20 protein-coding genes and 1 tRNA gene are annotated in these 21,177 nt (G+C 39.6%); 7 read left to right on the top strand and 14 right to left on the bottom strand.

Annotation, left to right across the window (positions count from 1 at the left end; genetic code table 11):
• Positions 1 to 2: 2 nt before the first annotated feature.
• A complete protein-coding gene (locus tag WG954_RS15555) occupies positions 3 to 1,289 on the top strand; it encodes a sensor histidine kinase (RefSeq protein ID WP_340437610.1) in 1,287 nt (428 codons plus the stop codon).
• A 30-nt stretch (positions 1,290 to 1,319) separates the two neighbouring features.
• On the opposite strand, the gene WG954_RS15550 is transcribed toward WG954_RS15555, so the two are convergent.
• Entirely contained in the window at positions 1,320 to 3,425 is a 2,106-nt protein-coding gene (locus WG954_RS15550) for an endonuclease MutS2 (RefSeq protein ID WP_445298467.1), read from the bottom strand.
• A gap of 148 nt (positions 3,426 to 3,573) precedes the next feature.
• Here WG954_RS15550 and WG954_RS15545 point away from each other — a divergent pair, with 148 nt between their 5' ends.
• Positions 3,574 to 4,152 (top strand): DUF1684 domain-containing protein, encoded by a 579-nt coding sequence (locus tag WG954_RS15545; RefSeq protein ID WP_340437608.1) that lies wholly within the window; start codon positions 3,574 to 3,576, stop codon positions 4,150 to 4,152.
• Here WG954_RS15545 and WG954_RS21650 read toward each other — a convergent pair whose 3' ends face one another.
• Positions 4,153 to 4,806, bottom strand: a complete 654-nt coding sequence (locus WG954_RS21650; protein WP_445298456.1) for a transmembrane-type terpene cyclase — start codon at positions 4,804 to 4,806, stop codon at positions 4,153 to 4,155. It abuts the gene before it with no gap.
• A gap of 97 nt (positions 4,807 to 4,903) precedes the next feature.
• Here WG954_RS21650 and msrA point away from each other — a divergent pair, with 97 nt between their 5' ends.
• Positions 4,904 to 5,671: a peptide-methionine (S)-S-oxide reductase MsrA gene (msrA, locus tag WG954_RS15535; protein ID WP_340437606.1), complete on the top strand. Its 768-nt coding sequence runs from the start codon at positions 4,904 to 4,906 to the stop codon at positions 5,669 to 5,671.
• Positions 5,672 to 5,759: 88 nt separating this feature from the next.
• Here msrA and WG954_RS15530 read toward each other — a convergent pair whose 3' ends face one another.
• Positions 5,760 to 7,409 (bottom strand): ABC transporter substrate-binding protein, encoded by a 1,650-nt coding sequence (locus tag WG954_RS15530; RefSeq protein ID WP_340437605.1) that lies wholly within the window; start codon positions 7,407 to 7,409, stop codon positions 5,760 to 5,762.
• 72 nt (positions 7,410 to 7,481) lie between these two features.
• On the opposite strand from WG954_RS15530, the gene WG954_RS15525 reads away from it, so the two are divergent.
• Complete coding sequence (locus WG954_RS15525; RefSeq protein WP_340437604.1) at positions 7,482 to 9,194, top strand: M1 family metallopeptidase; 1,713 nt, start codon at positions 7,482 to 7,484, stop codon at positions 9,192 to 9,194.
• Positions 9,195 to 9,209: 15 nt separating this feature from the next.
• Positions 9,210 to 10,703, top strand: coding sequence for a lipopolysaccharide biosynthesis protein (locus tag WG954_RS15520; RefSeq protein ID WP_340437603.1), 1,494 nt, complete (start codon positions 9,210 to 9,212; stop codon positions 10,701 to 10,703).
• Position 10,704: 1 nt separating this feature from the next.
• Here WG954_RS15520 and hisA read toward each other — a convergent pair whose 3' ends face one another.
• Both hisA and hisH read right to left on the bottom strand, forming a co-directional pair.
• Entirely contained in the window at positions 10,705 to 11,421 is a 717-nt protein-coding gene (gene hisA / locus WG954_RS15515) for a 1-(5-phosphoribosyl)-5-[(5-phosphoribosylamino)methylideneamino]imidazole-4-carboxamide isomerase (RefSeq protein ID WP_340437602.1), read from the bottom strand.
• Between the two features lies 1 nt (position 11,422).
• Positions 11,423 to 12,025 (bottom strand): imidazole glycerol phosphate synthase subunit HisH, encoded by a 603-nt coding sequence (gene hisH, locus WG954_RS15510; protein ID WP_340437601.1) that lies wholly within the window; start codon positions 12,023 to 12,025, stop codon positions 11,423 to 11,425.
• Positions 12,026 to 12,048: 23 nt separating this feature from the next.
• Between hisH and WG954_RS15505 the strand changes: the two genes are divergently transcribed.
• Positions 12,049 to 12,121 (top strand) — tRNA-Gly (locus WG954_RS15505).
• On the opposite strand, the gene trpA is transcribed toward WG954_RS15505, so the two are convergent.
• From trpA to WG954_RS15460, 9 genes are all read right to left on the bottom strand, one after another.
• Positions 12,121 to 12,891, bottom strand: a complete 771-nt coding sequence (trpA, locus tag WG954_RS15500; RefSeq protein ID WP_340437600.1) for a tryptophan synthase subunit alpha — start codon at positions 12,889 to 12,891, stop codon at positions 12,121 to 12,123. The genes WG954_RS15505 and trpA overlap by 1 nt on opposite strands.
• Before the next feature lie 26 nt (positions 12,892 to 12,917).
• Positions 12,918 to 14,114, bottom strand: coding sequence for a tryptophan synthase subunit beta (trpB, locus tag WG954_RS15495; protein ID WP_340437599.1), 1,197 nt, complete (start codon positions 14,112 to 14,114; stop codon positions 12,918 to 12,920).
• An 87-nt stretch (positions 14,115 to 14,201) separates the two neighbouring features.
• The gene (locus WG954_RS15490; protein WP_340437598.1) at positions 14,202 to 15,146 is read right to left on the bottom strand and encodes a WD40/YVTN/BNR-like repeat-containing protein; all 945 of its coding nucleotides are present in this window, start codon (positions 15,144 to 15,146) and stop codon (positions 14,202 to 14,204) included.
• 61 nt (positions 15,147 to 15,207) lie between these two features.
• Positions 15,208 to 15,843, bottom strand: a complete 636-nt coding sequence (locus WG954_RS15485) for a phosphoribosylanthranilate isomerase (protein WP_340437597.1) — start codon at positions 15,841 to 15,843, stop codon at positions 15,208 to 15,210.
• Between the two features lie 86 nt (positions 15,844 to 15,929).
• Complete coding sequence (locus WG954_RS15480; protein WP_340437596.1) at positions 15,930 to 16,556, bottom strand: phosphoribosylanthranilate isomerase; 627 nt, start codon at positions 16,554 to 16,556, stop codon at positions 15,930 to 15,932.
• On the bottom strand, positions 16,553 to 17,344 hold the full coding sequence (trpC, locus tag WG954_RS15475) for an indole-3-glycerol phosphate synthase TrpC (RefSeq protein WP_340437595.1): 792 nt from the start codon (positions 17,342 to 17,344) through the stop codon (positions 16,553 to 16,555). Before trpC ends, WG954_RS15480 begins: the two co-directional genes overlap by 4 nt.
• A 2-nt stretch (positions 17,345 to 17,346) precedes the next feature.
• Positions 17,347 to 18,339: an anthranilate phosphoribosyltransferase gene (gene trpD, locus WG954_RS15470; protein ID WP_340437594.1), complete on the bottom strand. Its 993-nt coding sequence runs from the start codon at positions 18,337 to 18,339 to the stop codon at positions 17,347 to 17,349.
• A gap of 31 nt (positions 18,340 to 18,370) precedes the next feature.
• The gene (locus WG954_RS15465; RefSeq protein ID WP_340437593.1) at positions 18,371 to 18,952 is read right to left on the bottom strand and encodes an anthranilate synthase component II; all 582 of its coding nucleotides are present in this window, start codon (positions 18,950 to 18,952) and stop codon (positions 18,371 to 18,373) included.
• A gap of 21 nt (positions 18,953 to 18,973) precedes the next feature.
• Positions 18,974 to 20,389: an anthranilate synthase component I family protein gene (locus WG954_RS15460; RefSeq protein ID WP_340437591.1), complete on the bottom strand. Its 1,416-nt coding sequence runs from the start codon at positions 20,387 to 20,389 to the stop codon at positions 18,974 to 18,976.
• 299 nt (positions 20,390 to 20,688) lie between these two features.
• On the opposite strand from WG954_RS15460, the gene WG954_RS15455 reads away from it, so the two are divergent.
• Entirely contained in the window at positions 20,689 to 21,138 is a 450-nt protein-coding gene (locus WG954_RS15455) for a DUF2147 domain-containing protein (RefSeq protein WP_340437590.1), read from the top strand.
• The last annotated feature ends 39 nt before the right edge of the window (positions 21,139 to 21,177 follow it).

The raw sequence follows: 21,177 nt of genomic DNA, 5'->3' as shown, positions 1-21,177 counted from the left end.
GTATGGATACAAAACCCATAAACGTATCTTCTAAAGCTGATATTAAAATACTTGTAGTAGATGACAGGGAGGACAATCTATTTTCTATTGAAGCAATCCTTGAAAAAGACAATTATACGATCGTAAAAGCGAATTCAGGCAGGGCGGCATTAAAAATCCTGTTGCATGAGCATGACTTTTCGCTTATCCTGATGGATGTGCAAATGCCCGATATCAATGGACTGGAAACTGCCACTATGATCTATGAAAGAGAGAAACTAAAAAACATCCCAATTATTTTTATCACGGCTCATAACTATGATGAAGATTATCTTTTCAAAGGTTATAAGATGGGTGGTGTTGATTATATATACAAACCTATCAATCCGGAACTATTGAGAGTAAAAGTGGAAGTGTTTGTGGAGCTCTACAGGAAAACTCATCAATTGGTTCAGCAGGAAAAAAAGCTACTTGCTGCTAACCGTTCGTTACAAAAAGAAATAGAAGAGAGAAAAGCATCTGAACAAAAAGTAAAACTGCTAAATGCGCAACTTCTTCAAAATAATCATCAACTGCAACTTGCAAATGAAGAGCTCGATCGGTTTGCCTATATGGCTTCTCATGATTTGCAGGAGCCGCTGCGAAAGATTATGATATTCAGTGACAAAATTTTAAACAGCAAAGACGGCAAAGCAGAAACACAAAAGTACTTTGAAAAAATAATCAACTCGTCAAAAAGAATGCAGTCACTCATCAATGACTTGCTGAGTTTCTCAAGACAATCACTTAGTATCTCTGATTTTCAACTTTCCGATCTAAACATTATCATAAAAGAAGTAGTTGGCGATCTTGATCTTGAGATCGAAAAAACAAATGCAAATATAAGAGCGGATGCGTTGCCGGCTATTTATGCTGCTCCTGTATTAATGCGCCAGTTGTTTTATAACCTTCTCAGCAATGCATTAAAATTCAAAAAAAATGGCAGACCTCCTGATATTTATATTTCATCAGAAAAGATTAAAAAAGAAAAACTCCCGGTTAAATTACAAAATGCAAACACAGACTATCACAAGATCCTAATTACCGATAATGGAATTGGCTTTGATCCCAACTTTGCTGAAGAAATATTCCTTGTTTTTAAACGACTGCACAGCCATCATGAGTTTGAAGGAACGGGTGTAGGATTATCAATTTGTAAAAAGATTGTAGATAAACACAATGGTCTTATCTCCGCATCATCACGCCCCGGAGAAGGCTCTGTTTTCACCATCTATTTGCCAGAAAGGGCCACAGCGGTTACAACTATATAAACTGTTGTACCATTCCTCCCTCCTGTTGTTTTACGCTTCTTCAACTTTATCTACTACAACTACCAAATCGTTTAAACTTACTGTAATCGGAATAGCCCCCAACTGCACCACCGCATTCTTACCCCGCAGCTCTTTTACAATACCCACCTGGCGGTTTTTCATCATCTTTACTTTAACGCCCGGTTTGATCTCACCACCCACTTCTTTAAACTTTTCGTTGAGCTTTTTATCTTTTTTCTCAGCCACCTGTTTTTGTTTCTGATCAAACAGCAAGGCATTGATCTGCTTCATTACCTCAGCCTTATTATCACTTCTCCTCCACTCCTGCACTATAGCTTTCAGTTTGCGATCCATATCCTTAAGATAAGCAATGCGGTCTTCCGTGATCTTATTCTGCTGCTTCAACAATTCAACCTGCTGCTGATGTTTTTCTTTATTGATCACCTGCTCCATTTCCTTTTTTAACCGTTCATTTTCTTTCAGCAAACGATGCAGCTCCTTTTCTTTCTTTTCAATTTGGCGGAGATCGCTTTCAGCCGTATTTAACAATTTATCTAACCTGAAATGATCTTCATCCACCAGTGCTCTTGCACGATCGATCAATTGCTTGCTTAATCCAATACGTTCTGCAATAGCAAAGGTGTATGAACTGCCTGGCTTACCGAATATCAGTTTATACAACGGCTGCAAACTCTTTTCATCAAAACTCATGGCACCGTTTACAATACCCGGCGTATGGTTCGCCATTACTTTCAGGTTGAGATAGTGCGTGGTAACAATGCCAAGCGAATGCTTTTTCACCAATTCCTGTAAGATCACTTCTGCAAATGCACCTCCAAGATTCGGATCACTGCCACTGCCCAATTCATCTATGAAAAATAATGTTCGTCCGTTTGCTGTCTCCATGAAATGTTTCATGTGCAGCAAATGACTGCTGTATGTACTCAAATCATATTCGATGCTTTGTGTATCACCAATATGGATCATCACCTGTTTAAAAATGCCGAATTCACTATCAGGATGCACCGGCACAAGCAAACCACTCTGCACCATCAATTGCATGAGCCCAACTGTTTTCATGGTAACGGTTTTACCACCGGCGTTTGGTCCGGAGATCACTAATATCCTGCTCTTTTCATCAAGGCGGATATTTGTTGGTATTGTTGGCTTTTGATTTTTCTTATTGTACAACAGCAATAACGGATGATATGCTTCTCTTAGATCAATCACTGCCTTATCTGTAAGCATTGGAAAATTCGCCTGCATGTCAACACCCAACTTCGCTTTGGCTCTAATGAAATCGTATTCGCCTAAAATGCCGTGGTAAGTTGTAAGTAAGGATGCATAAACTGAAAGTTGTTCAGTCAGTTGCCTCAGTATACGATATACTTCCCTGCGCTCTTCATTCTCTAAACTGAAAATATCATTGTTGAGTTCAATCGTTTCTTCAGGTTCAACAAACACCGTTCTCCTTGTTTCACTTTCGCCATGTAAAATACCTTTCACTTGTCGCTTCTGTTCTGCAAACAGCGCTACCACTCTCCTGCCACTTAAAAACGACTCTTCAATATCAGCAACATAACCCTGCTTCTGTAAACGCTTCAACACTTTTTCAAACTCCCTGCGTAATTCATTTCGTTTGCGGTATAAACTCATGCGGATATTACCCAACTCTTCACTCGCATCATCTTTCACCACTCCACTATCATCCAGCACATCATTGATCAGTTCAAGAATTACTTTTTCATAATAGGTTCCTTCAATCACCTCTGTTAAGGCAGGATAAGCCAGTCTGCGTTCTGCATCAAACCAACGAAAAATACTTTGTGCATTAACAGTAAGCTTGCGGATCTGCACCAATTGTTCTTCCGTTAACACCGCACCGGGTATCGATAATAATTTCAGTTCACGTGAAAGATTGAGAATATAATCGGTTGGAAAATACTGTCCCTGCTGCAGCAACAGCATAAACTCATAACTCTGCTGCAACTCAAGTTTTATATATTCCTTTTTTGTATGTATACGAAGCTCCTCTGCCTTGTTTTTTGCATACTCCGTTTTGCAATGCTCATGTAACAACGCCTTCACTTTATCAAACTCCAACTGCACGAGGGCCGAATCGGGAAAAAATTTAATCACAGAAAACCACTTTTTTGTTGCCGGCAAAGGTAAATCTATTCAGCGTTCCTTGCGTCGCACTCTTTTGCCACAATGCCCACGGCAGCAACTATCTTTTGTTCAGTTTTCCGACCGGTTTCTTAAATTGCCTTAAATAATGCCACTTATGAAACTATGCTTCCTGTTTCTTATTTCCTTTCCCTTTTTTGCATTTGCACAAATCAGCTATGAAGATTCACTCAACCTATTCTTGAAAAAATATGTTACCGATCATGAAGTGGTAACGGGCAACGACAAGCAAAAAATGAAGTTTTACCCCGTGCAGCAGCAATACCGCATTACCGCTGTTTTTGTGCGAAAAGAAAACAGCCCATGGTTTATGATGAGTACATCTGGAAATACCAAACAACAATACCGTGTGTATGGAATTATCCGTTTCAGCATTCACGATACAGCAGTTACACTGCATATCTATCAATCACGCTCACTCATGAGTTCTGAAAAATACAAGGAACATTTATTTATTCCCTTCACCGATTTTACATCGGGCAGAGAAACGTACGGAGGCGGCCGTTATATTGATCTGAATATTTCTGACATTAGTAACAATACTTATGTGATCGATTTTAACAAAGCCTACAATCCTTATTGCGCTTACACTACTGGCTACAATTGTCCCATTCCACCAAAAGAAAACGATCTGGCTGTGGCAATTAAAGCCGGAGAAATGAATTACATAAAATAATCAGACTTTTACACGGCGGGTTACCAGGTGAAGGTTTGCTTTTTTGTATAGGTCAGCAATCATGAAGATATAGATAAGGTCTAACACAAAACATAAAATACCCAGCAATTGCAAAAGCTGGCTATATCGTTGAAATAACACAATGGTTGCCGCAAGTGTGCCCAGCATTTTAAAAAAGGCAATGCCAAAGGATTGTCCCTTTAAATCCTCGTGTTTCAATAACAGATCAATAAAAGAGGCAGACATCAGCACATTAATGAGAAAGGCTGAATATGTAATTGCTTTTTCGCCAAAATCTAACTGCATTAAATAGAGTATGCTAAAAGCAGAAATTAAAGTAAACAACACATACGGTACAAAAAACCGGCGCTTCTCTGTTTGCCAACCCCTGGCCCCGTACATTATGAAAGAGATAAAAATAACAACATCAAACAAGAACCAAACCCTGTTGACCCATATTTGAATTTGTTGCCCTTCGTTCAAAAAAACAAACGAGTACAAAAATTCCCAAAACATATTAAAGGCCAATACAATTGACGGCATACCGCACATTTGATCTTTAAAGGAACGGTAAATAATCATCAGATAAACGATGCTCCATGATATACCAAGTGTGGCTAATATGAGTAAAGTAATAATTGTATTCTTATCCATTAGTAAAAAGCTGGTAAGTCAACACTGTTTAATTTGAAGATAGCAAAAGAAGGCTAATCTTAAAAGGAAACGTTAAAGCGATTCTAAAATCCTTAAATTGTCGTCTGTACTACATGCCGGTGAAAACCTCTGGCACAATTTTGCACGTACATTGCATATTGCAAAAAACGAGAACGATATGTGGAGTAAATTACTTTTGAGCATTTTCACTGTAACCGGATCGTTTCATTTTTTTTCCTGTGTTACAAGTGAACCGAATAATAAAACTATGAGCGATAATTTATCAAGTGTTGCCTTTGCAGGAAGCACAGGCAATGAAGGAGCTGTTACTGATACAGCCACTTTTGGCGCAGGTTGTTTCTGGTGCGTAGAAGCTGTTTTTCAACAAGTGGAAGGTGTGTTAAAAGTAACGAGTGGTTACTGCGGCGGACATGTTAAAAACCCAACGTATGAGCAGGTGAACACAAAAACCACCGGTCATGCAGAAGTTGCACAGATCGTATTTGATCCTAAGAAAATTTCATTTGATGAATTACTGGAAATTTTCTGGCAAACACATGACCCTACAACGTTAAACCGCCAGGGAAATGATGTTGGTCCGCAGTACCGTAGTGCAGTGTTTTATCATAATGCAGAACAAAAGGCAAAAGCAGAAAAATATAAAGAGGAATTAAACAAGAGTGGTGCTTTCAGCGCTCCTATTGTTACAACTGTTGAAGCTTACAAAAACTACAGCGAAGCAGAAAACTATCACCAGAATTATTACAATCTCAACAAGAATTCAAATCCTTATTGCTACTATGTGATTAAACCCAAACTGGATAAGTTTGAAAAAGTGTTTAAGGATAAGAAAAGAAAAAGTTAAGGAACAAGGCACAAGCGAAAATCCAATATCCAAAAAATAAGAAGAAACTTCAATCAGCAACTCAGAACTTAGAACTTTAGAACTGGATTTACTTCAACTTGACTCTTCGCAGTTCTAACCAGTTTAACGCATTTGGTTTAAACCCTTTTACCGTTGGTTGCACAAGATGAATCACCATGTCATACCACAACGGAACAATCGGTGCGTCGTTCATAAGCATTTGATCCATTTGCTGGTATAGTTTGTAACGGATAGAATCGTTTGGTTCTCTTGTTGATTGTTCATACAACGCATCATACGCTGCATTTTTATATCGGGTATAATTGGGTGGTGCAGGATTTTTTCCATAGAACACACTCAGGTAATTTTCTGCATCAGGATAATCAGCAATCCAGCTCGCACGAAAAAACAATGCTTCACTTTTTGATGTTTGCGTAAGCAATAAACTTTTCTGCACAGCTTCCACTTTTACATTCAACCCAATATCCTGCAACTGGCGGGCAATATAACTGCCAAGATCTGCATAGATAGGAATAGTGAGCAGTTTTATCTCCGGCACATCTTTCATAGAATTAAAACCAGCTTGCTGCAACAATGCTTTTGCTTTTTCAGGATCATACGAATAACCTTTTACAATGGTTGAATCAAAGCTGGGCAAACCTGTTGGCACAAAGCCACTTTCAGCAGCAGTACCAATGGAGTTACGCAGGTACAGCATCATTTTTCTTCGATCAAATCCATAATTGATCGCCTGCCGGATTGCTTTCAACCGCAATGGAGAATTCTTCACCAATGGATTCGTTGAATCAACCAGTATTCCGATGTATTCAATATTGAGATATGGATTTTTATTGAGCACAACTTTATCTTTCCATTCACTGCGCAACTCTCCTTTTTTATTCAGCACTTCATCTTTAAACGAAGCATCAATATCATTAATGAAATGAAGATTCCCTTGCCTGAATTCCATAAACTCACTCGCCTTATTGTCAAGAAAGCTCACTTTAACGCCGTCTACATAAGGTAAACGTTCACCTGCACTATCCTTTTCAAAATAGTTTTTATTTTTCACCAGTATCAATGCTTGTCCTTCTTCCCATGCTTTAAATTGAAATGGACCGGTGCCGCAAGGATTGCGTCTGAAATCAGGCCCGTATTTCTCCACCACTTCTTTTGGCACAATCGAACAATACACATTACTCAACACACCAAGTATCTGCACAAAAGGTCGTAATAACGTAATACGAAAGGTTGTGTCATCAACGGCAGTAAAACCTGATGCTGCATCAACCCTGTTATTGAATATCCAAGCACCGGGGCTGGCGGTGTTTTTATCCATCAGCCGTTGAAAACTATACACAACGTCTGATGCCGTCATCTTTCGTCCTTTGCCATTCGGGAATGCAGCGTGATCATGAAAGAACACATCATTCCGTAAATAAAAAGTGATCTGCAAACGATCATCACTGACCCCCCAGCTTTTTGCAAGTGAAGGAACAATATGCAGTTGATCATCTGTTTCAACAAGTGTATTGTATAGTTGGTGGGTTGCCCAAATAACTGACTGACTTTTGGCAAATGCTGGATCAAGCGAACTGATACCACTTACTTCATTGTATCGAAAAATATTCTGCTCATTCTTTTTGGCTTTACCACAGGAAAGGAGTATTGCCAGATGAATGATGAATAATGAGTAATGAGTAATACGATATTGCCTTAACTGGAGTAGACACCTCATCACTCCCATTAATATAATTTTCGCTTTCTGCATAAAGAATTACTGCTAAATTTAGGCTCAAATACAAATCCGGTGCAAAAAAAGAATTTACCAACCTTCCTTAGCTTATTCCTGATCCTCCTGTTTCAATCCGTACTTGTTCAATCGCAATCTTTTCATAACAATGAAAAACTTACGAGACAAGATACATTGCGTGGTTCAATAACTCCTGAACGTGTCTGGTGGGATGTGGTGAAATATGACTTAGCTGTAACACCAAATTTTAAGAATTTCACCATCAGTGGCAGCAATACTATCTCATTCAGACTTGTAAAGAGAAAAGGAAATCGCATGCAGATCGATTTGCAGGATCCGTTGATCATTGACAGTGCTGTATTAAATGGTGTGCCGGTGAGTTTTACCCGTGATGGGCATGCGTGGTATATTGAAATGCCAAAACGAAGAATGCCGAAACCGCTTACTGCTGATAAAGATCTGCATCAACTCTATCTTGTTTATCATGGTGTACCTAAGCCGGCTTTACGTGCGCCTTGGGATGGTGGTGTTGTTTGGAAAAAAGATAAGAACGGTAATCCATGGATCAACGTTGCTTGTCAGGGTTTAGGTGCAAGTGTATGGTGGCCCTGTAAAGATCACCAGAGCGATGAACCTGATAATGGCGTTAGCATCAGTATAACTGCTCCTGATACGTTGATGAATGTTTCTAATGGCAGATTGCAAAATGTAGTTGCTGATGGAAAAGGAAACAAAGTGTGGACATGGGTTGTAACTAACCCGATCAACCTGTATGATGTTACAATGAACGTGGGCAAGTATGTACATTTCGGTGATACACTGCAAGGGGAAAAGGGCAAACTCGATCTGGACTATTATGTGCTCGATTACAATCTTGAAAAAGCAAAAAAGCAATTTGAACAGGTGAAGCCAATGCTTCGTGCATTTGAATATTGGTTTGGTCCTTATCCTTTTTATGAGGACGGATACAAGCTGGTGGAAAGCAATCATCTTGGAATGGAACACCAAAGTGCAGTGGCTTACGGTAACGAATACCAAAATGGTTACAAAGGCACAGATCTTAGTGGTTCAGGCTGGGGATTGAAATTTGATTTCATCATCATTCATGAAAGTGGTCATGAGTGGTATGGCAACAACATCAGCAGCAAAGACATTGCCGATATGTGGGTGCATGAAGGTTTTACCAACTACAGCGAAACACTTTACACTGATTATATTTTTGGTACTGAAGCAGGCGATGCCTATGTGCAAGGTGTGCGGCGAAATATCAGGAACGATATTCCTATTGTTGGCAAATACAACGTGAACAAAGAGGGAAGCGGTGATATGTATCCGAAAGCTGCTAACATGATCCATATGGTGCGCCAGATCATTGACAATAAAAGCACATTCCGGATGTTGTTACGTGATATGAACGAAAAATATTATCACAAAACTGTTACAGGTGCAGAGATCGAAGATTTCATTTCGAAACGTACAGGATATAACCTCAGTAAAATGTTTGATCAATACCTGCGCACAACACAAGTACCAACGCTGGAATATTATCTCAATACTGAAAACAACAGCCAGGTGTTAAATTATCGCTGGGCAAATTGTGTAAAAGGCTTTAACATGCCCATCCGCTTACCCGGCAACAGCAATGGCAAATATGGCCAATTACTGGCTACAGAAAACTGGCAGAAATACCGCACCAACTTTAAAGCAGGTGAAGACATCAGCAAACTGATGGATAAGAACTTTTATGTGACTTATAAAAAGGTAAAATAATATCTTCGGCCACGTATGGGACAAATCAGGAAACAAGCCATTATCTCCAGCATTGTTATCTACATAGGCTTTTTTGTTGGTTTTATTAATACGTGGCTTTTTACAAAGAATGGAATTTTTAATCCGGATGAGTATGCGCTTACACGTTTGTTCTTTGATGTTGGACAGCTGATGTATGCTGTTGCAAGTCTTGGAACCATTTCAGTGATCTATAAATTTTTCCCTTACTATAAAGACAATCTTGCTCCAAAAGAAAATGACTTGGCAACGTGGGTTCTAATAACAGTACTTGCAGGTTTTGTTTTAGTTGTAATCGGAGGTCTTGTTTTTGAACCACTGATCGTACGTAAATTTTCCGGTCGCTCTCCATTGTTTGTTGATTATTACAAATGGGTATTCCCTTTTGGTTTGGGGCTTTTGTTGTTTACCATTCTTGAAACATTGAGCAACAATGCACGGAAAACCATTTACCCGGCTTTTCTCCGTGAAACAGGATTCAGGTTACTTACCACAATACTGATTGCGTTATACCTATTCAATCTTCTCGAATTTGATCTGTTTATCAAACTGTTTTCGTTTAGTTTTTTGATTACCGCTGTGTTGCTGGCAATTTCAATGAAAAAGAACGGACAGCTTCATTTTACATTTAATGTAAGCCGTGTAACAAAGAAGTTCAAAACTAAAATGCTGACACTTGCAGCGTTCGTTTTTTCCGGGCAGGTGATTTTTATTTTATCGCAGGTGATGGATAGCATTTTTATTGCCAGCTTAATGGGGCTGGTACCAACAGGCATCTATGCCCTATCATCCTACATTGCGAATCTTATACAGATACCACAACGCAGCATGATCTCGATTACTTTGCCTGCTTTATCTCAGGCATGGAAAGATAAAAATATGCAGGAGATCAACCGGATCTATCAGCGATCTTCCATTAACCTCTTAGTGGCTGCTCTCTTTATTTTTGGAGGAATATGGCTTAACATTGGAGATGCATTCCGTTTACTCGATATTCAATCACAATACAGCACGGGACTTGCTGTTATTTTTATTCTTGGTATATCGAGAATTATTGATGCAGGCACAGGTGTTAACTCGCAGATCATTATGACCTCTACACAATGGAAGTTTGAATTTCTTACAGGTGTCTTGTTATTGTCGATCAGTTTACCATTGAACTATGTACTGATCAAGAAGTTTGGTATTGAGGGAAGTGCCTACGCAAACCTGGTTGCATTTATTATTTACAACGCTGTTCGCTATACATTTTTATGGAAGCGATATAATCTGCAGCCATTCAGCTATAAAACAATTCTTGCTGTGTTGACAGGAATTGCCTCCTATTTTATCAGTTATTATTTGCTTAAGGAAATGACTGGCTGGATGGGAATTATTCTTCGCAGCAGTCTGTTTGCAGCAATATTTATTGCCGGCGTTTTTGCACTCAAGCTTACACCCGATGCTTTGCAGCTTGTAGATATTGTGAAGAACCGTTTCGGAAGAAAATAGTTTAACTGAACTTCTTCAATTCATTCAATGTTACTCTGCCTTCATAAATGGCTTTGCCAACAATAGCACCATTACAACCGATCTCAGCTAATTCATCCAGATCTTTCATTGAGCTTACGCCGCCGCTGGCAATGAAATGCAGATGAGGAAATTTTTGAATGATATTTTTGTAGAGTTCAGTTGATGGCCCTTCGAGTCGGCCATCTTTACTTACATCGGTGCAGAAGATCTGCTGCACACCATGATTGATATATTTTTCAATGAAATCGTAGATCCAGATATCCGTTGTTTCCAGCCAACCGCCTACAGCAATTTTTTCATTCTTTACATCAGCACCTAATAAAAATTTCTCTGCGCCAAATTGTTGCAACCAGCTTACAAACTTCGTTTCATCTTTCACAGCAATACTTCCAACTGTTGCCAATGCCGCACCAGAATTGAGAACTATCTTTACATCTTCTTCCTGTTTAATACCACCACCAAAATCAATAATGAGTGAAGTTTTAGAAGTAATTGTTTCCAATACTTTCCAATTCTTAACGGCGCCTGCTTTTGCGCCATCGAGATCAACCAAATGTAAACGTTGTAATCCTGCACCTTCAAATTCCTTTGCAACTTCTAAAGGATGTTCGTTGTAAATTTTCTTTTGTGAATAGTCTCCTTCTGTTAATCGCACACATTTCCCGTCAATAATGTCAATGGCTGGTATAATCTGCATACTATTTTTCTATAAAATTTTTTAAGATCTGGTCGCCAACTTTAGCACTCTTCTCAGTGTGAAACTGCACACCATAAAAATTATCTTTCTGCACAGCCCCCGCATACTCCAATCCGTAGTTAGATGTTGCTATGCAATACGGATTCATTTCTGCGTAATAACTATGTACGTAGTAGATATAACTATGTTCCGGCACATCTTTGAACAGATCGGTTTTCAGATTATAAATGTCATTCCATCCAACCTGCGGCACTTTAATAGGAATGTCAGGGCTGATCTCTTCACTCTTGAACAGTTTCACCTTTGCCGGAATAATTCCCAAACATGCTGTATCACTTTCCTCCGAATGTTCAAACAGCAACTGCATACCCACACAAATACCGAGCACAGGTTGCTTCAGTTGTTTAATAACAGCATCCAACCCTTTCTCTTTCAAACTATCCATAGCACTTCGTGCAGCACCCACACCCGGGAAGATCACTTTATCAGCAGCAAACAATTCATCCTGATCATCCGTCACTTTTGCATCAACGCCTAATCGTTCCAATGCAAACAGCACCGACTGAATATTTCCTGCGTTGTATTTTACAATTGCCAAATTCATAGTAACTTTCTTTTATCATTTAAGCGACAATAGCTCATCCGGTAGAGTGCGAGTTTCCCAAACTCGAGGTGGCGGGTTCGAGTCCCGTTTGTCGCTCAACTTAACACTCCGGACAGAAACTTTTTTGTTGTTCCTGCCACATCAACCTTTCCTTCCAAAGCCTTGATATATGCTGTACCAATAATTGCTCCATTAGCATTTGCACAGGCAGTTTCAAAAGTCTGTTTGTCTTTAATACCAAATCCCACCAACACAGGGTTCTTCAACTGCATTGCCTTTAACTTTTGCAGATAAGCATTTACATCAGTCATGTTCTTATCACTACCTGTTGTAGATGAAGATGAAACGGCATATAAAAAACCTGTACTTAAACTATCTAATCGTTTAATTCGCTCATCACTTGTTTCAGGAGTAACTAAGAAAATAAAATCCAGACCATTGGCTTTGATGACAGCACCATACTCCGTTTCAAATTCATATTCCGGAAGATCAGGCAAGATCAATCCATCCACACCAACAGCCGCCGCATCTTTACAAAAACGTTCAAAGCCATACTGCAACACAGGATTCATATAACCCATTAAAATGATCGGTACAGTAATTTCTTTCCGTGCATCTTTCAGTTGCGCAAACAACGTTTCAATGGTCATGCCATTTGCTAATGCAATGGTACTGCTATGTTGAATCACAGGACCGTCAGCTAATGGATCACTGTACGGCATACCCAATTCAATGAGATCTGCACCATTTTCTTGCAGCGCTTTCATTACTTCAACGGTACTGTTCAACTGCGGATAGCCTGCTGTACAATATACATTCAGTAAATTTTTGCTTTTGCGTTCAAACAAATCCTTTATTCTGCTCATAAATTCTAACTTCTATGTTCTTGATTCTATACTCTTCCTTCCATTGCCTTCATATACGTCGCCAGATCCTTATCCCCTCTTCCACTCAAACAAATGATCACCTGGTCGTCTTCTTTAAACTTATAATTATGCAACACTGCAAACGCATGCGCTGTTTCCAACGCCGGAATAATCCCTTCCAACTTACTCACTTCAAATGCAGCAGCCAACGCTTCTTCATCTGTTGCACTTAAAAATATACCACGTCCACTTTCAAACAAATTCGCATGCATTGGACCAATACCCGGGTAATCCAAACCGGCCGAAATACTATGCGGCTCCACCACCTGTCCATCTGCTGTTTGCATCAACAAACTTTTACTGCCATGCAACACACCGGGTTTACCAAGTTGTGTTGTTGCAGCACTCATGCCACTGTTTACACCATGGCCTGCTGCTTCAACGGCGATCAACTTCACACTCAACTCATCTAAGAAATGATAGAACGCACCGGCTGCATTACTGCCACCACCCACACATGCCATTACATGCGTTGGCAAATCGTTGCCTGTATGTTCCTTCAACTGCCAACGCATTTCTTCGCTGATCACACTTTGAAATTTCGCTACCATATCAGGATAAGGATGCGGACCTACCACACTGCCAATGATGTAATGCGTATCGTTAGGATTATTGATCCAGTCACGAATGGCTTCATTCGTTGCATCTTTTAATGTTTTACTGCCGCTTGTTGCAGGCACCACTGTTGCACCCAACATTTTCATACGAGCCACATTAGGCGCCTGGCGTTCAATATCTTTTTCGCCCATGTACACAATACACTCCACGCCCTTCAACGCACACACTGTTGCAGTTGCCACACCATGTTGTCCTGCACCAGTTTCTGCAATGATGCGTTTTTTACCGAGACGTTCAGCCAGCAAAATTTGTCCCACCGTGTTATTGATCTTATGTGCTCCGGTATGACAAAGATCTTCCCGCTTCAGCCAGATATTTGTGTTGAATTGTTTGCTCAACCGCTTTGCATAAAATAACGGTGTAGGACGACCGACATAATCTTTCAGCAACCCCCTGAACTCTTTTTGAAAAGCAGCATCGCTCATAATATCGAGGTATCGGCTCTGCAATTCCTCCACATTCCGATGCAGCATTTCAGGAATATATGCTCCACCGAATTTTCCGTAATAACCTTGCGAAGAAGGTTTTTGATATGTTGTTTCCATATATATTTCTTTATGTAGTCAACTACTTTGCTACTATTTAACTTTTGTTGCGTCGCACACTTGTACGAATTGTAATTCTAGTCATCTTTATAGAATCTGTCTACATTTATCACTGCCAGGTTCAAGTACAAACATTCCCTTAGTTGTGCCAATCCATATCCGTTTATATTTATCAATAAAACAGAAATCATGATCTAATCCTTTCAGCCCTTCAATTTTTTTAGGCTCAAATTTTGAATTTATCCTAGTTAGAACTGCATCTTCATAATTTCCTTTACTCTCACTCCCTAAAATGTAAAAATTAGAGTTCACATATAACAGCGATTGTAGCCATTTTACATCTTCGATTCTTGTAACCAAAGAAATCTTTAATGTTTTCAAGTCAACTTTAACCATTGCCCCTGAATTTGTCACCTGAAAGACAGTAGTACTATCCAAATGCAAAGACAATCTTGTAGATTCGACAGGGTTAATATACTTTCTATACTTCTTGCTTTTAACATTGAACAAGCAAATTGTATCTCTCGTTATTTTGCTATAAGTATCCCCTACAGCATAAACATCGAATCCTCCATTGTATTCTTCGAAGTTTGTTCTTTTTTTCCAGCTAAAACTTGTTTCAACATTTGTATTCCTATGTTCCCACAAATTTCCCCGATCATCAACAATCCAAAGCCTACCTCCAATTTCAATAAACTCCATTGCAAAAAACAAACCTGTATTTAACTCGATTTGTTTCCATGTCTTACCAATATCATCGGAATAAAAAAGTCTGGAATAACTTCTCTCGTGTATTCCGATCCAACTATCAATACCCCAAATACGTGTACCATCCAAGCCCAACTTTTTCATTAATTGACGTTGGGTCGTCTTCCACGTTTTCCCGCCATCATTTGACACAATTATTGACATATCATAAGTTGATGCAACAATTGTATCCTTACCAATCACAACCAAATCAAGAATAGATGGCGATTGGGCTTTTGCTAACAAAGTAAAAAGGCTAAATAAAATAATTACTACAACTCTCATTGATCAAAAAATCATTTCAAAACATTCAATTTTTCTGCGTCTCCGTGCCTCTGTCTTAACCTCATCCTCTCAACTCACCCACAAACTTCTTCACCAGTTCCATATCCTTCATGCCGGGCATTGTTTCAAACTTGCTGTTCATATCCAATGCAAACAGATCCTTTGCTACTTCTTCTTTTGCAAACTCTTTGATGGCTGCTGCATCGGTTGGCTCAATGCCTCCACTTAAGAAAAATGGTTTACCGATGTTCAAGCCTTTGAGCATATTCCAGTTAAACTTTTTTCCCGTGCCGCCGTAACCTGCACCCATCGTATCAAACATATACATATCCACCGCTTCCACATAATCTTTGATCTTCCAGGGAATATTATCATCATCAGTAATACGGAATGCTTTGATCACAGAAATATAATCCGATACCTTTTCACAGAACTTCGGTGTTTCATCACCATGCAACTGTACCATGTCCAACCCAAAATTCTCTACATGGTTAATGATCTCATCATACGACGCATTTACAAACACACCCACCTTGTAAACTTTCAGCTTCGCCCGTTTCACCTGCACACCGTTTAAATGCTTCAACACAAACCTTGGTGATTTGTGGTAAAAGATCATTCCGGCAAACTCAACACCCATTTCTCCTAATTGGTGCATCTGTTGCAAATCGGTCATGCCGCAAACTTTAATTCTCATACGCTTTGCCTTAATTGGTTGGTTGTAAGCAAACGCAATCGTTATTCATCCCAACAATCCTGTCATCTCACAAATCACAGTTCAGACTATTTCATCCCTAACTTAAACTGCAACACTAAACTCATATCTTTTTCACCGGGTGCTTTCTCCACTTTGCTGTTAACATCCACACCATAAAAATCAGGATGCTTAAATGCTTTGATGCGTTTAACATCTTCAATACCAATACCACCACTCAGGAAAAACGGTTTTTCAATTTTACTTTTTGCAATAACATCCCATTCGAATTGTTTCCCTGTGCCACCTTTCTGATTACCGCTCTTTGTATCAAACAAATAATAGTCACATGCTTCATCATAAGGCGCTACCAACCCATCAATATCTTTCACCGATTCATCAATATGAAATACTTTGATCACTTCCACATCTTCATTGAGATCAGAGCAAAACTCAGGCGTTTCTTCACCATGCAGTTGCACCACATCCAAACCATAATCTTCAATTGCATCCAGGATATCGCTGTACGATGGATTCACAAACACCCCCACTTTCTTCATGTCGTAATCCGCTTTCTTGATCTCTTTCTTATCCAGCTTTCCTTCCACATAACGGGGAGAATTCTTGTCGAAAATAAATCCGACAAAATCAATATCTAATCCTTCTAACTGTTGTACCTGTTTCAATTGGGTAATACCGCAAACTTTAATATTCATGCTTCTGCTTTTTTTAATTGTTGGGTGAATTGTTCAAATGCTTTTCCGGGATTCTCTTCTTTCATAAAATTTTCACCGATCAAAAATCCCCTGAACCCGTTTGCTTTGAACAATAATATATTTTCAACGGAGCTGATTCCGCTCTCTGCTACTTTAATTTTATCCGCCGGAATTTGTTTGGCCATGCGTAAACTCCGTTCAATATCCACTTCAAATGTTTTAAGATTGCGGTTGTTGATACCAACAATTTCGGTTTCCTCACAAATATGTTCCAGTTCTTCTTCTGCATGCAGTTCCAGCAACACTTCCAGCCCAAGCGATTTAGCAAAGATCGCTAAACGTTTTACTTCTGCAGAGGTTAAACAGGCAGCGATGAGCAAAATCACATCAGCACCCATGGCCTTTGCTTCTGTGATTTGGTATTCATCAACAATGAAATCTTTTCTTAAGATAGGGATTTCGTTCACTCTTGCTTTCAGCAGATCGTTTGTACTGCCGCCAAAGAACTGTTCATCGGTTAACACACTCAAACAGGATGCACCGTTGTTTGTGTAAGCCGTTGTTACTTCCACCACATCAGCCTTGCCATTGATCACACCCTTGGATGGCGACTGACGTTTAAACTCTGCAATAATTCCTGTCTTTGTATCATCGAGCAGAAACTGTTTCAACGAAAGAACCGGTCTTGCATACAACGGTTGCTGCTGTAATTCAATTACACTCACTTTTGCTTTACGCTCCTCTACTTCAATTCGTTTCTGAACAATGATCTTATCTAAAATATTCATGCTTATTGTAATTCAATCAATTTTTTCAAACAGTTATTTGCCCGTCCACTTTCCAAACTTTCAACTGCCGCCGCAAATGCATCATCATAAGTTTTATATGCACCTGTGCAATACAAACCCATTGCTGCATTCGCCATTACCACTGCGTTCTGCGCCCATGTTCCTTCGCCGCTTAAGATCTTTGTAAAGATCTTTGCTGCTTCTTCAATGCTGTTGCCACCATGTATATCAGTTTGCTGTACCATGCGTTTGCCCAACTGTTCAGGAGTCATAATGAACTCACCTTTGTTGGTGATCACTTTTGTATCGTTGGTCAAGGATATTTCATCATATCCATCCAAACTATGAATGATGGTGAATGCTCCACCTGCTTGTTGCAATAAATAATTATACACTCTCGCCATCTCTAAACTAAACACGCCCACCAACTGATACGCCGGACTTGCAGGATTCACCATTGGCCCCAGCATATTAAAGAAGGTACGCATCCCGAGATTCTTACGGATAGGCCCAACTGTTTTTAATGCCGGGTGAAACATCGGCGCATGCATGAAACAAATATTTGCCTCTTCCACTTCACGTTTCAGCTGATCAACATTGTTCTTGAATTTATAACCCAGCTGTTCCATTACATTACTTGCACCACTGATGGTTGATGCACCATAGTTACCATGCTTCGCAACTTTTTGTCCTGCACCAGCCACAATAAAACAAGAGAGCGTTGAAATGTTGAAGGTGTTTTTTCCATCACCACCTGTGCCGACAATATCGAGTACTGCATGTCCATTCAAATCAACCGGCACACAAAGTTCAAGCAACGCATCACGGAAGCCTTGCAGCTCTTCGATAGTAATGCTGCGCATGAGATACACTGTCATGAAAGCTGTGATCTCATGTTCGTTGTAAATGCCCTTGCCAATGTTCAGCAGCACATCTTTCGCCTGTTGACGATCCAGGCTTTTATGTTCAAACAGTAACTGAAGTATCTTTTTCATTTTCAAATTTTCAAATTCACTCATTTTCAAATTAAGCCTTCAACCAATTACGAAGTATGGCCTCGCCTACCGGCGTCAATACACTTTCCGGATGAAACTGCACACCTTGCACATCATATGTTTTATGTTGCAAAGCCATGATCATTCCTGTTTCATCTTCGGCAGTTATTTCTAATTCAGCAGGGAAACCTTCTTTATTCACCACCCAACTGTGATAACGACCAACTTCAATTGTATCAGGAAGTCCATTCAACACGCCATTGGGTTTTGGATTCTTTGGATTTTGGATTTTAATAGGCGTTGCCACTCCATGAAATACAGTTGACAAATTCGTCAACGTTCCTCCAAATGCTTCACCAATTGCCTGGTGACCCAAACACACACCAAGAATAGATTTTGTTGCTGCATATTCCTTGATCAATGGCAACAACAAACCTGCTTCTTCAGGAATACCTGGACCAGGTGATAAAATAATCTTATCATACTCCTTCACTTTCTCTAATGGAATCTGGTCGTTACGATGCACATCAACTTTTATATGTGTGATCTTCTCAACCAAATGAACGAGGTTGTATGTAAAGCTGTCGTAATTATCGAATACTAAAATTTTCATTGTCGTCATGTTCATCAACTATTAACTAATACTTACTGCAAATTCAATCGCCTTCTTCAATGCTCCCAATTTATTATTCACTTCCTGTAGTTCACTTTCAGGTTTGCTTGCTGCCACTACACCTGCGCCGGCCTGATACACCAACGTATTTTGTCGGCTCATGAACGTACGGATCATGATGGCATGATTGCAACTTCCATCAAAACCCATAAAGCCGATACCGCCACCATAATAACTACGGGCTGTTGGTTCGTTTGCATCGATCAACTGCATGGCTTTGATTTTTGGCGCACCACTCAATGTACCTGCAGGAAATGTTTTGGCTAATAATTCAAATGGATTCGAGTTGGGACGAACCTTTGCCACCACTTCACTTACCAAATGAATCACATGACTGTAATATTGAACCTGCCTGTAATGTGCCACACTTACATCATCACACACACGACTCAGGTCATTTCTTGCAAGATCAACCAACATTACATGCTCAGCATTTTCTTTCGCATCTTTCAGCAAACGTTCCGCTTCCTGCTGATCAATTTCATCATCACCAGTACGTTTGAATGTACCGGCGATGGGATGAACAACAGCTTTACCATTATTAATGATGATCTGTGATTCCGGTGATGAACCCATCAACTTATAATCGCCGTAATCAAAAAAGAATAAATAAGGAGAAGGGTTGATACTGCGTAAAGCACGGTACACATTAAACTCATCGCCACTGAACGACTGCTGGAATCGTCTGCTCAATACGATCTGGAACACATCGCCTCTGTGACAACTTGCAATGCCTTTCTTCACCATCTCCACATATTCCTCATTGGTTACATTCGAACTTTCTTCACCTTTTACTGCAAACGGATAAACAGGCACATCTTTGCTGCGGATCAAACTTTCTACAACTGCCACATCACTTTCAATCCCTGCTATTTTATTTTCGCAAATGAACAATTCATCTTTATGATGATTGATAGCAATCAGGTATTGATACAAACGGTAACGCATTAACGGAATAGCAGCGGGATCTTTTCGTTCTGCATTCAGTTTGATGGTATCGAAGAATTGAACTGCATCGTATGTTGTGTAACCATAAAGACCTTGTGCAAATTTTGCTTCTTTGCAATCGCCGCTTGCTTCAAACCGATTCATGAAATCGAACAACTGCTGCGGCACTTCTGTTGGCTGTTTAATAGCAATACGTTCAGGTTTTTGTCCGGGCAATTTAAATTCAATGCTTGTTGTGGAGCTGATCTCCATCCCTGCAATGGCATTGATACCAATAAACGACCAACTGTTTTCGGCTGCATGATGATCTGTACTTTCGAGCAGGATGGTATCCCGGAACCGATCCCTCAGCCTGAGATAAATGCCAACTGGTGTAAACACATCTGCCAGCATTTTTTTGCAAGTCGTTTCTATCTTAATTTTCTTCATGATCCGTTTAATTCATTTCAGTTTCAGCAAATAAAAAACCCCGAAAAACTTCGGGGTCTGAATATGATTGGAACAATCACAGTAATAGCATTACAGACCCCTTAGAGTTGTATGCCACCACCACTGATTATTTACAATTGCATTGTTCATTGAGTTGCAAAGATGTTGTATGAAGGTTAAATAATCAAATTTTTTTTCAAAGAGGCATTAGATGCAACAAATTATACTAATGGTTGTTTACTTTTGAATAAACGGAGTATTTGAAAACCCCGCAATATCAATCAGTAAAAATTTGTCGTATGAAAAAAATCCTTCTCGCAACTTTGTCTTTTTGCCTTGTTCTGGCGATCTCTTCGTTTGCAGTAAAACAAAATAATCCTGATGCTATAGTTGGCAGCTGGAAAAATGGTGAAGGTACTGGCATTATTCAAATTTATAAAAACGCCGACAAGTACCAGGGAAAGATCACCTGGTTGAAAGAGCCCAACGACCCTAAAACCGGTAAGCCAAAAACAGATATCAATCACCCTGACGAAAAGAATCATTCACGATCTGTTTTGGGCTTGGTAAATATGTGGGGCTTTAAATACACTGATAAAAACGAATGGACCGGCGGAAAAATCTATGACCCTAAGAACGGTAAAACCTATTCCTGCAAAATAACCATGGAAAATAACAACTCCATTAAAGTGCGTGGCTTCATTGGCGTTTCACTTATTGGAAGAACTGATACATGGACGAGGCAATAAAATAAGTTCTGAGTTCTTCAGCTCTAAGTTTGCGGTTTG

The organism is Lacibacter sp. H375 (assembly GCF_037892425.1).
Taxonomy (GTDB): domain Bacteria; phylum Bacteroidota; class Bacteroidia; order Chitinophagales; family Chitinophagaceae; genus Lacibacter.
This window is presented reverse-complemented; position numbering and strand designations above follow the sequence as displayed.

Excerpts from the sequence above, each read along its gene's own strand:
- WG954_RS15555 (WP_340437610.1), top strand. The coding sequence starts at position 3 with ATGGATACAAAACCCATAAACGTATCTTCTAAAGCTGATATTAAAATA.
- WG954_RS15545 (WP_340437608.1), top strand. The coding sequence starts at position 3,574 with ATGAAACTATGCTTCCTGTTTCTTATTTCCTTTCCCTTTTTTGCATTT.
- WG954_RS21650 (WP_445298456.1), bottom strand. The coding sequence starts at position 4,806 with ATGGATAAGAATACAATTATTACTTTACTCATATTAGCCACACTTGGT.
- WG954_RS15530 (WP_340437605.1), bottom strand. The coding sequence starts at position 7,409 with ATGAGGTGTCTACTCCAGTTAAGGCAATATCGTATTACTCATTACTCA.
- WG954_RS15520 (WP_340437603.1), top strand. The coding sequence starts at position 9,210 with ATGGGACAAATCAGGAAACAAGCCATTATCTCCAGCATTGTTATCTAC.
- hisA (WP_340437602.1), bottom strand. The coding sequence starts at position 11,421 with ATGCAGATTATACCAGCCATTGACATTATTGACGGGAAATGTGTGCGA.
- hisH (WP_340437601.1), bottom strand. The coding sequence starts at position 12,025 with ATGAATTTGGCAATTGTAAAATACAACGCAGGAAATATTCAGTCGGTG.
- trpA (WP_340437600.1), bottom strand. The coding sequence starts at position 12,891 with ATGAGCAGAATAAAGGATTTGTTTGAACGCAAAAGCAAAAATTTACTG.
- trpB (WP_340437599.1), bottom strand. The coding sequence starts at position 14,114 with ATGGAAACAACATATCAAAAACCTTCTTCGCAAGGTTATTACGGAAAA.
- WG954_RS15490 (WP_340437598.1), bottom strand. The coding sequence starts at position 15,146 with ATGAGAGTTGTAGTAATTATTTTATTTAGCCTTTTTACTTTGTTAGCA.
- WG954_RS15485 (WP_340437597.1), bottom strand. The coding sequence starts at position 15,843 with ATGAGAATTAAAGTTTGCGGCATGACCGATTTGCAACAGATGCACCAA.
- WG954_RS15480 (WP_340437596.1), bottom strand. The coding sequence starts at position 16,556 with ATGAATATTAAAGTTTGCGGTATTACCCAATTGAAACAGGTACAACAG.
- trpC (WP_340437595.1), bottom strand. The coding sequence starts at position 17,344 with ATGAATATTTTAGATAAGATCATTGTTCAGAAACGAATTGAAGTAGAG.
- trpD (WP_340437594.1), bottom strand. The coding sequence starts at position 18,339 with ATGAAAAAGATACTTCAGTTACTGTTTGAACATAAAAGCCTGGATCGT.
- WG954_RS15465 (WP_340437593.1), bottom strand. The coding sequence starts at position 18,952 with ATGAAAATTTTAGTATTCGATAATTACGACAGCTTTACATACAACCTC.
- WG954_RS15460 (WP_340437591.1), bottom strand. The coding sequence starts at position 20,389 with ATGAAGAAAATTAAGATAGAAACGACTTGCAAAAAAATGCTGGCAGAT.
- WG954_RS15455 (WP_340437590.1), top strand. The coding sequence starts at position 20,689 with ATGAAAAAAATCCTTCTCGCAACTTTGTCTTTTTGCCTTGTTCTGGCG.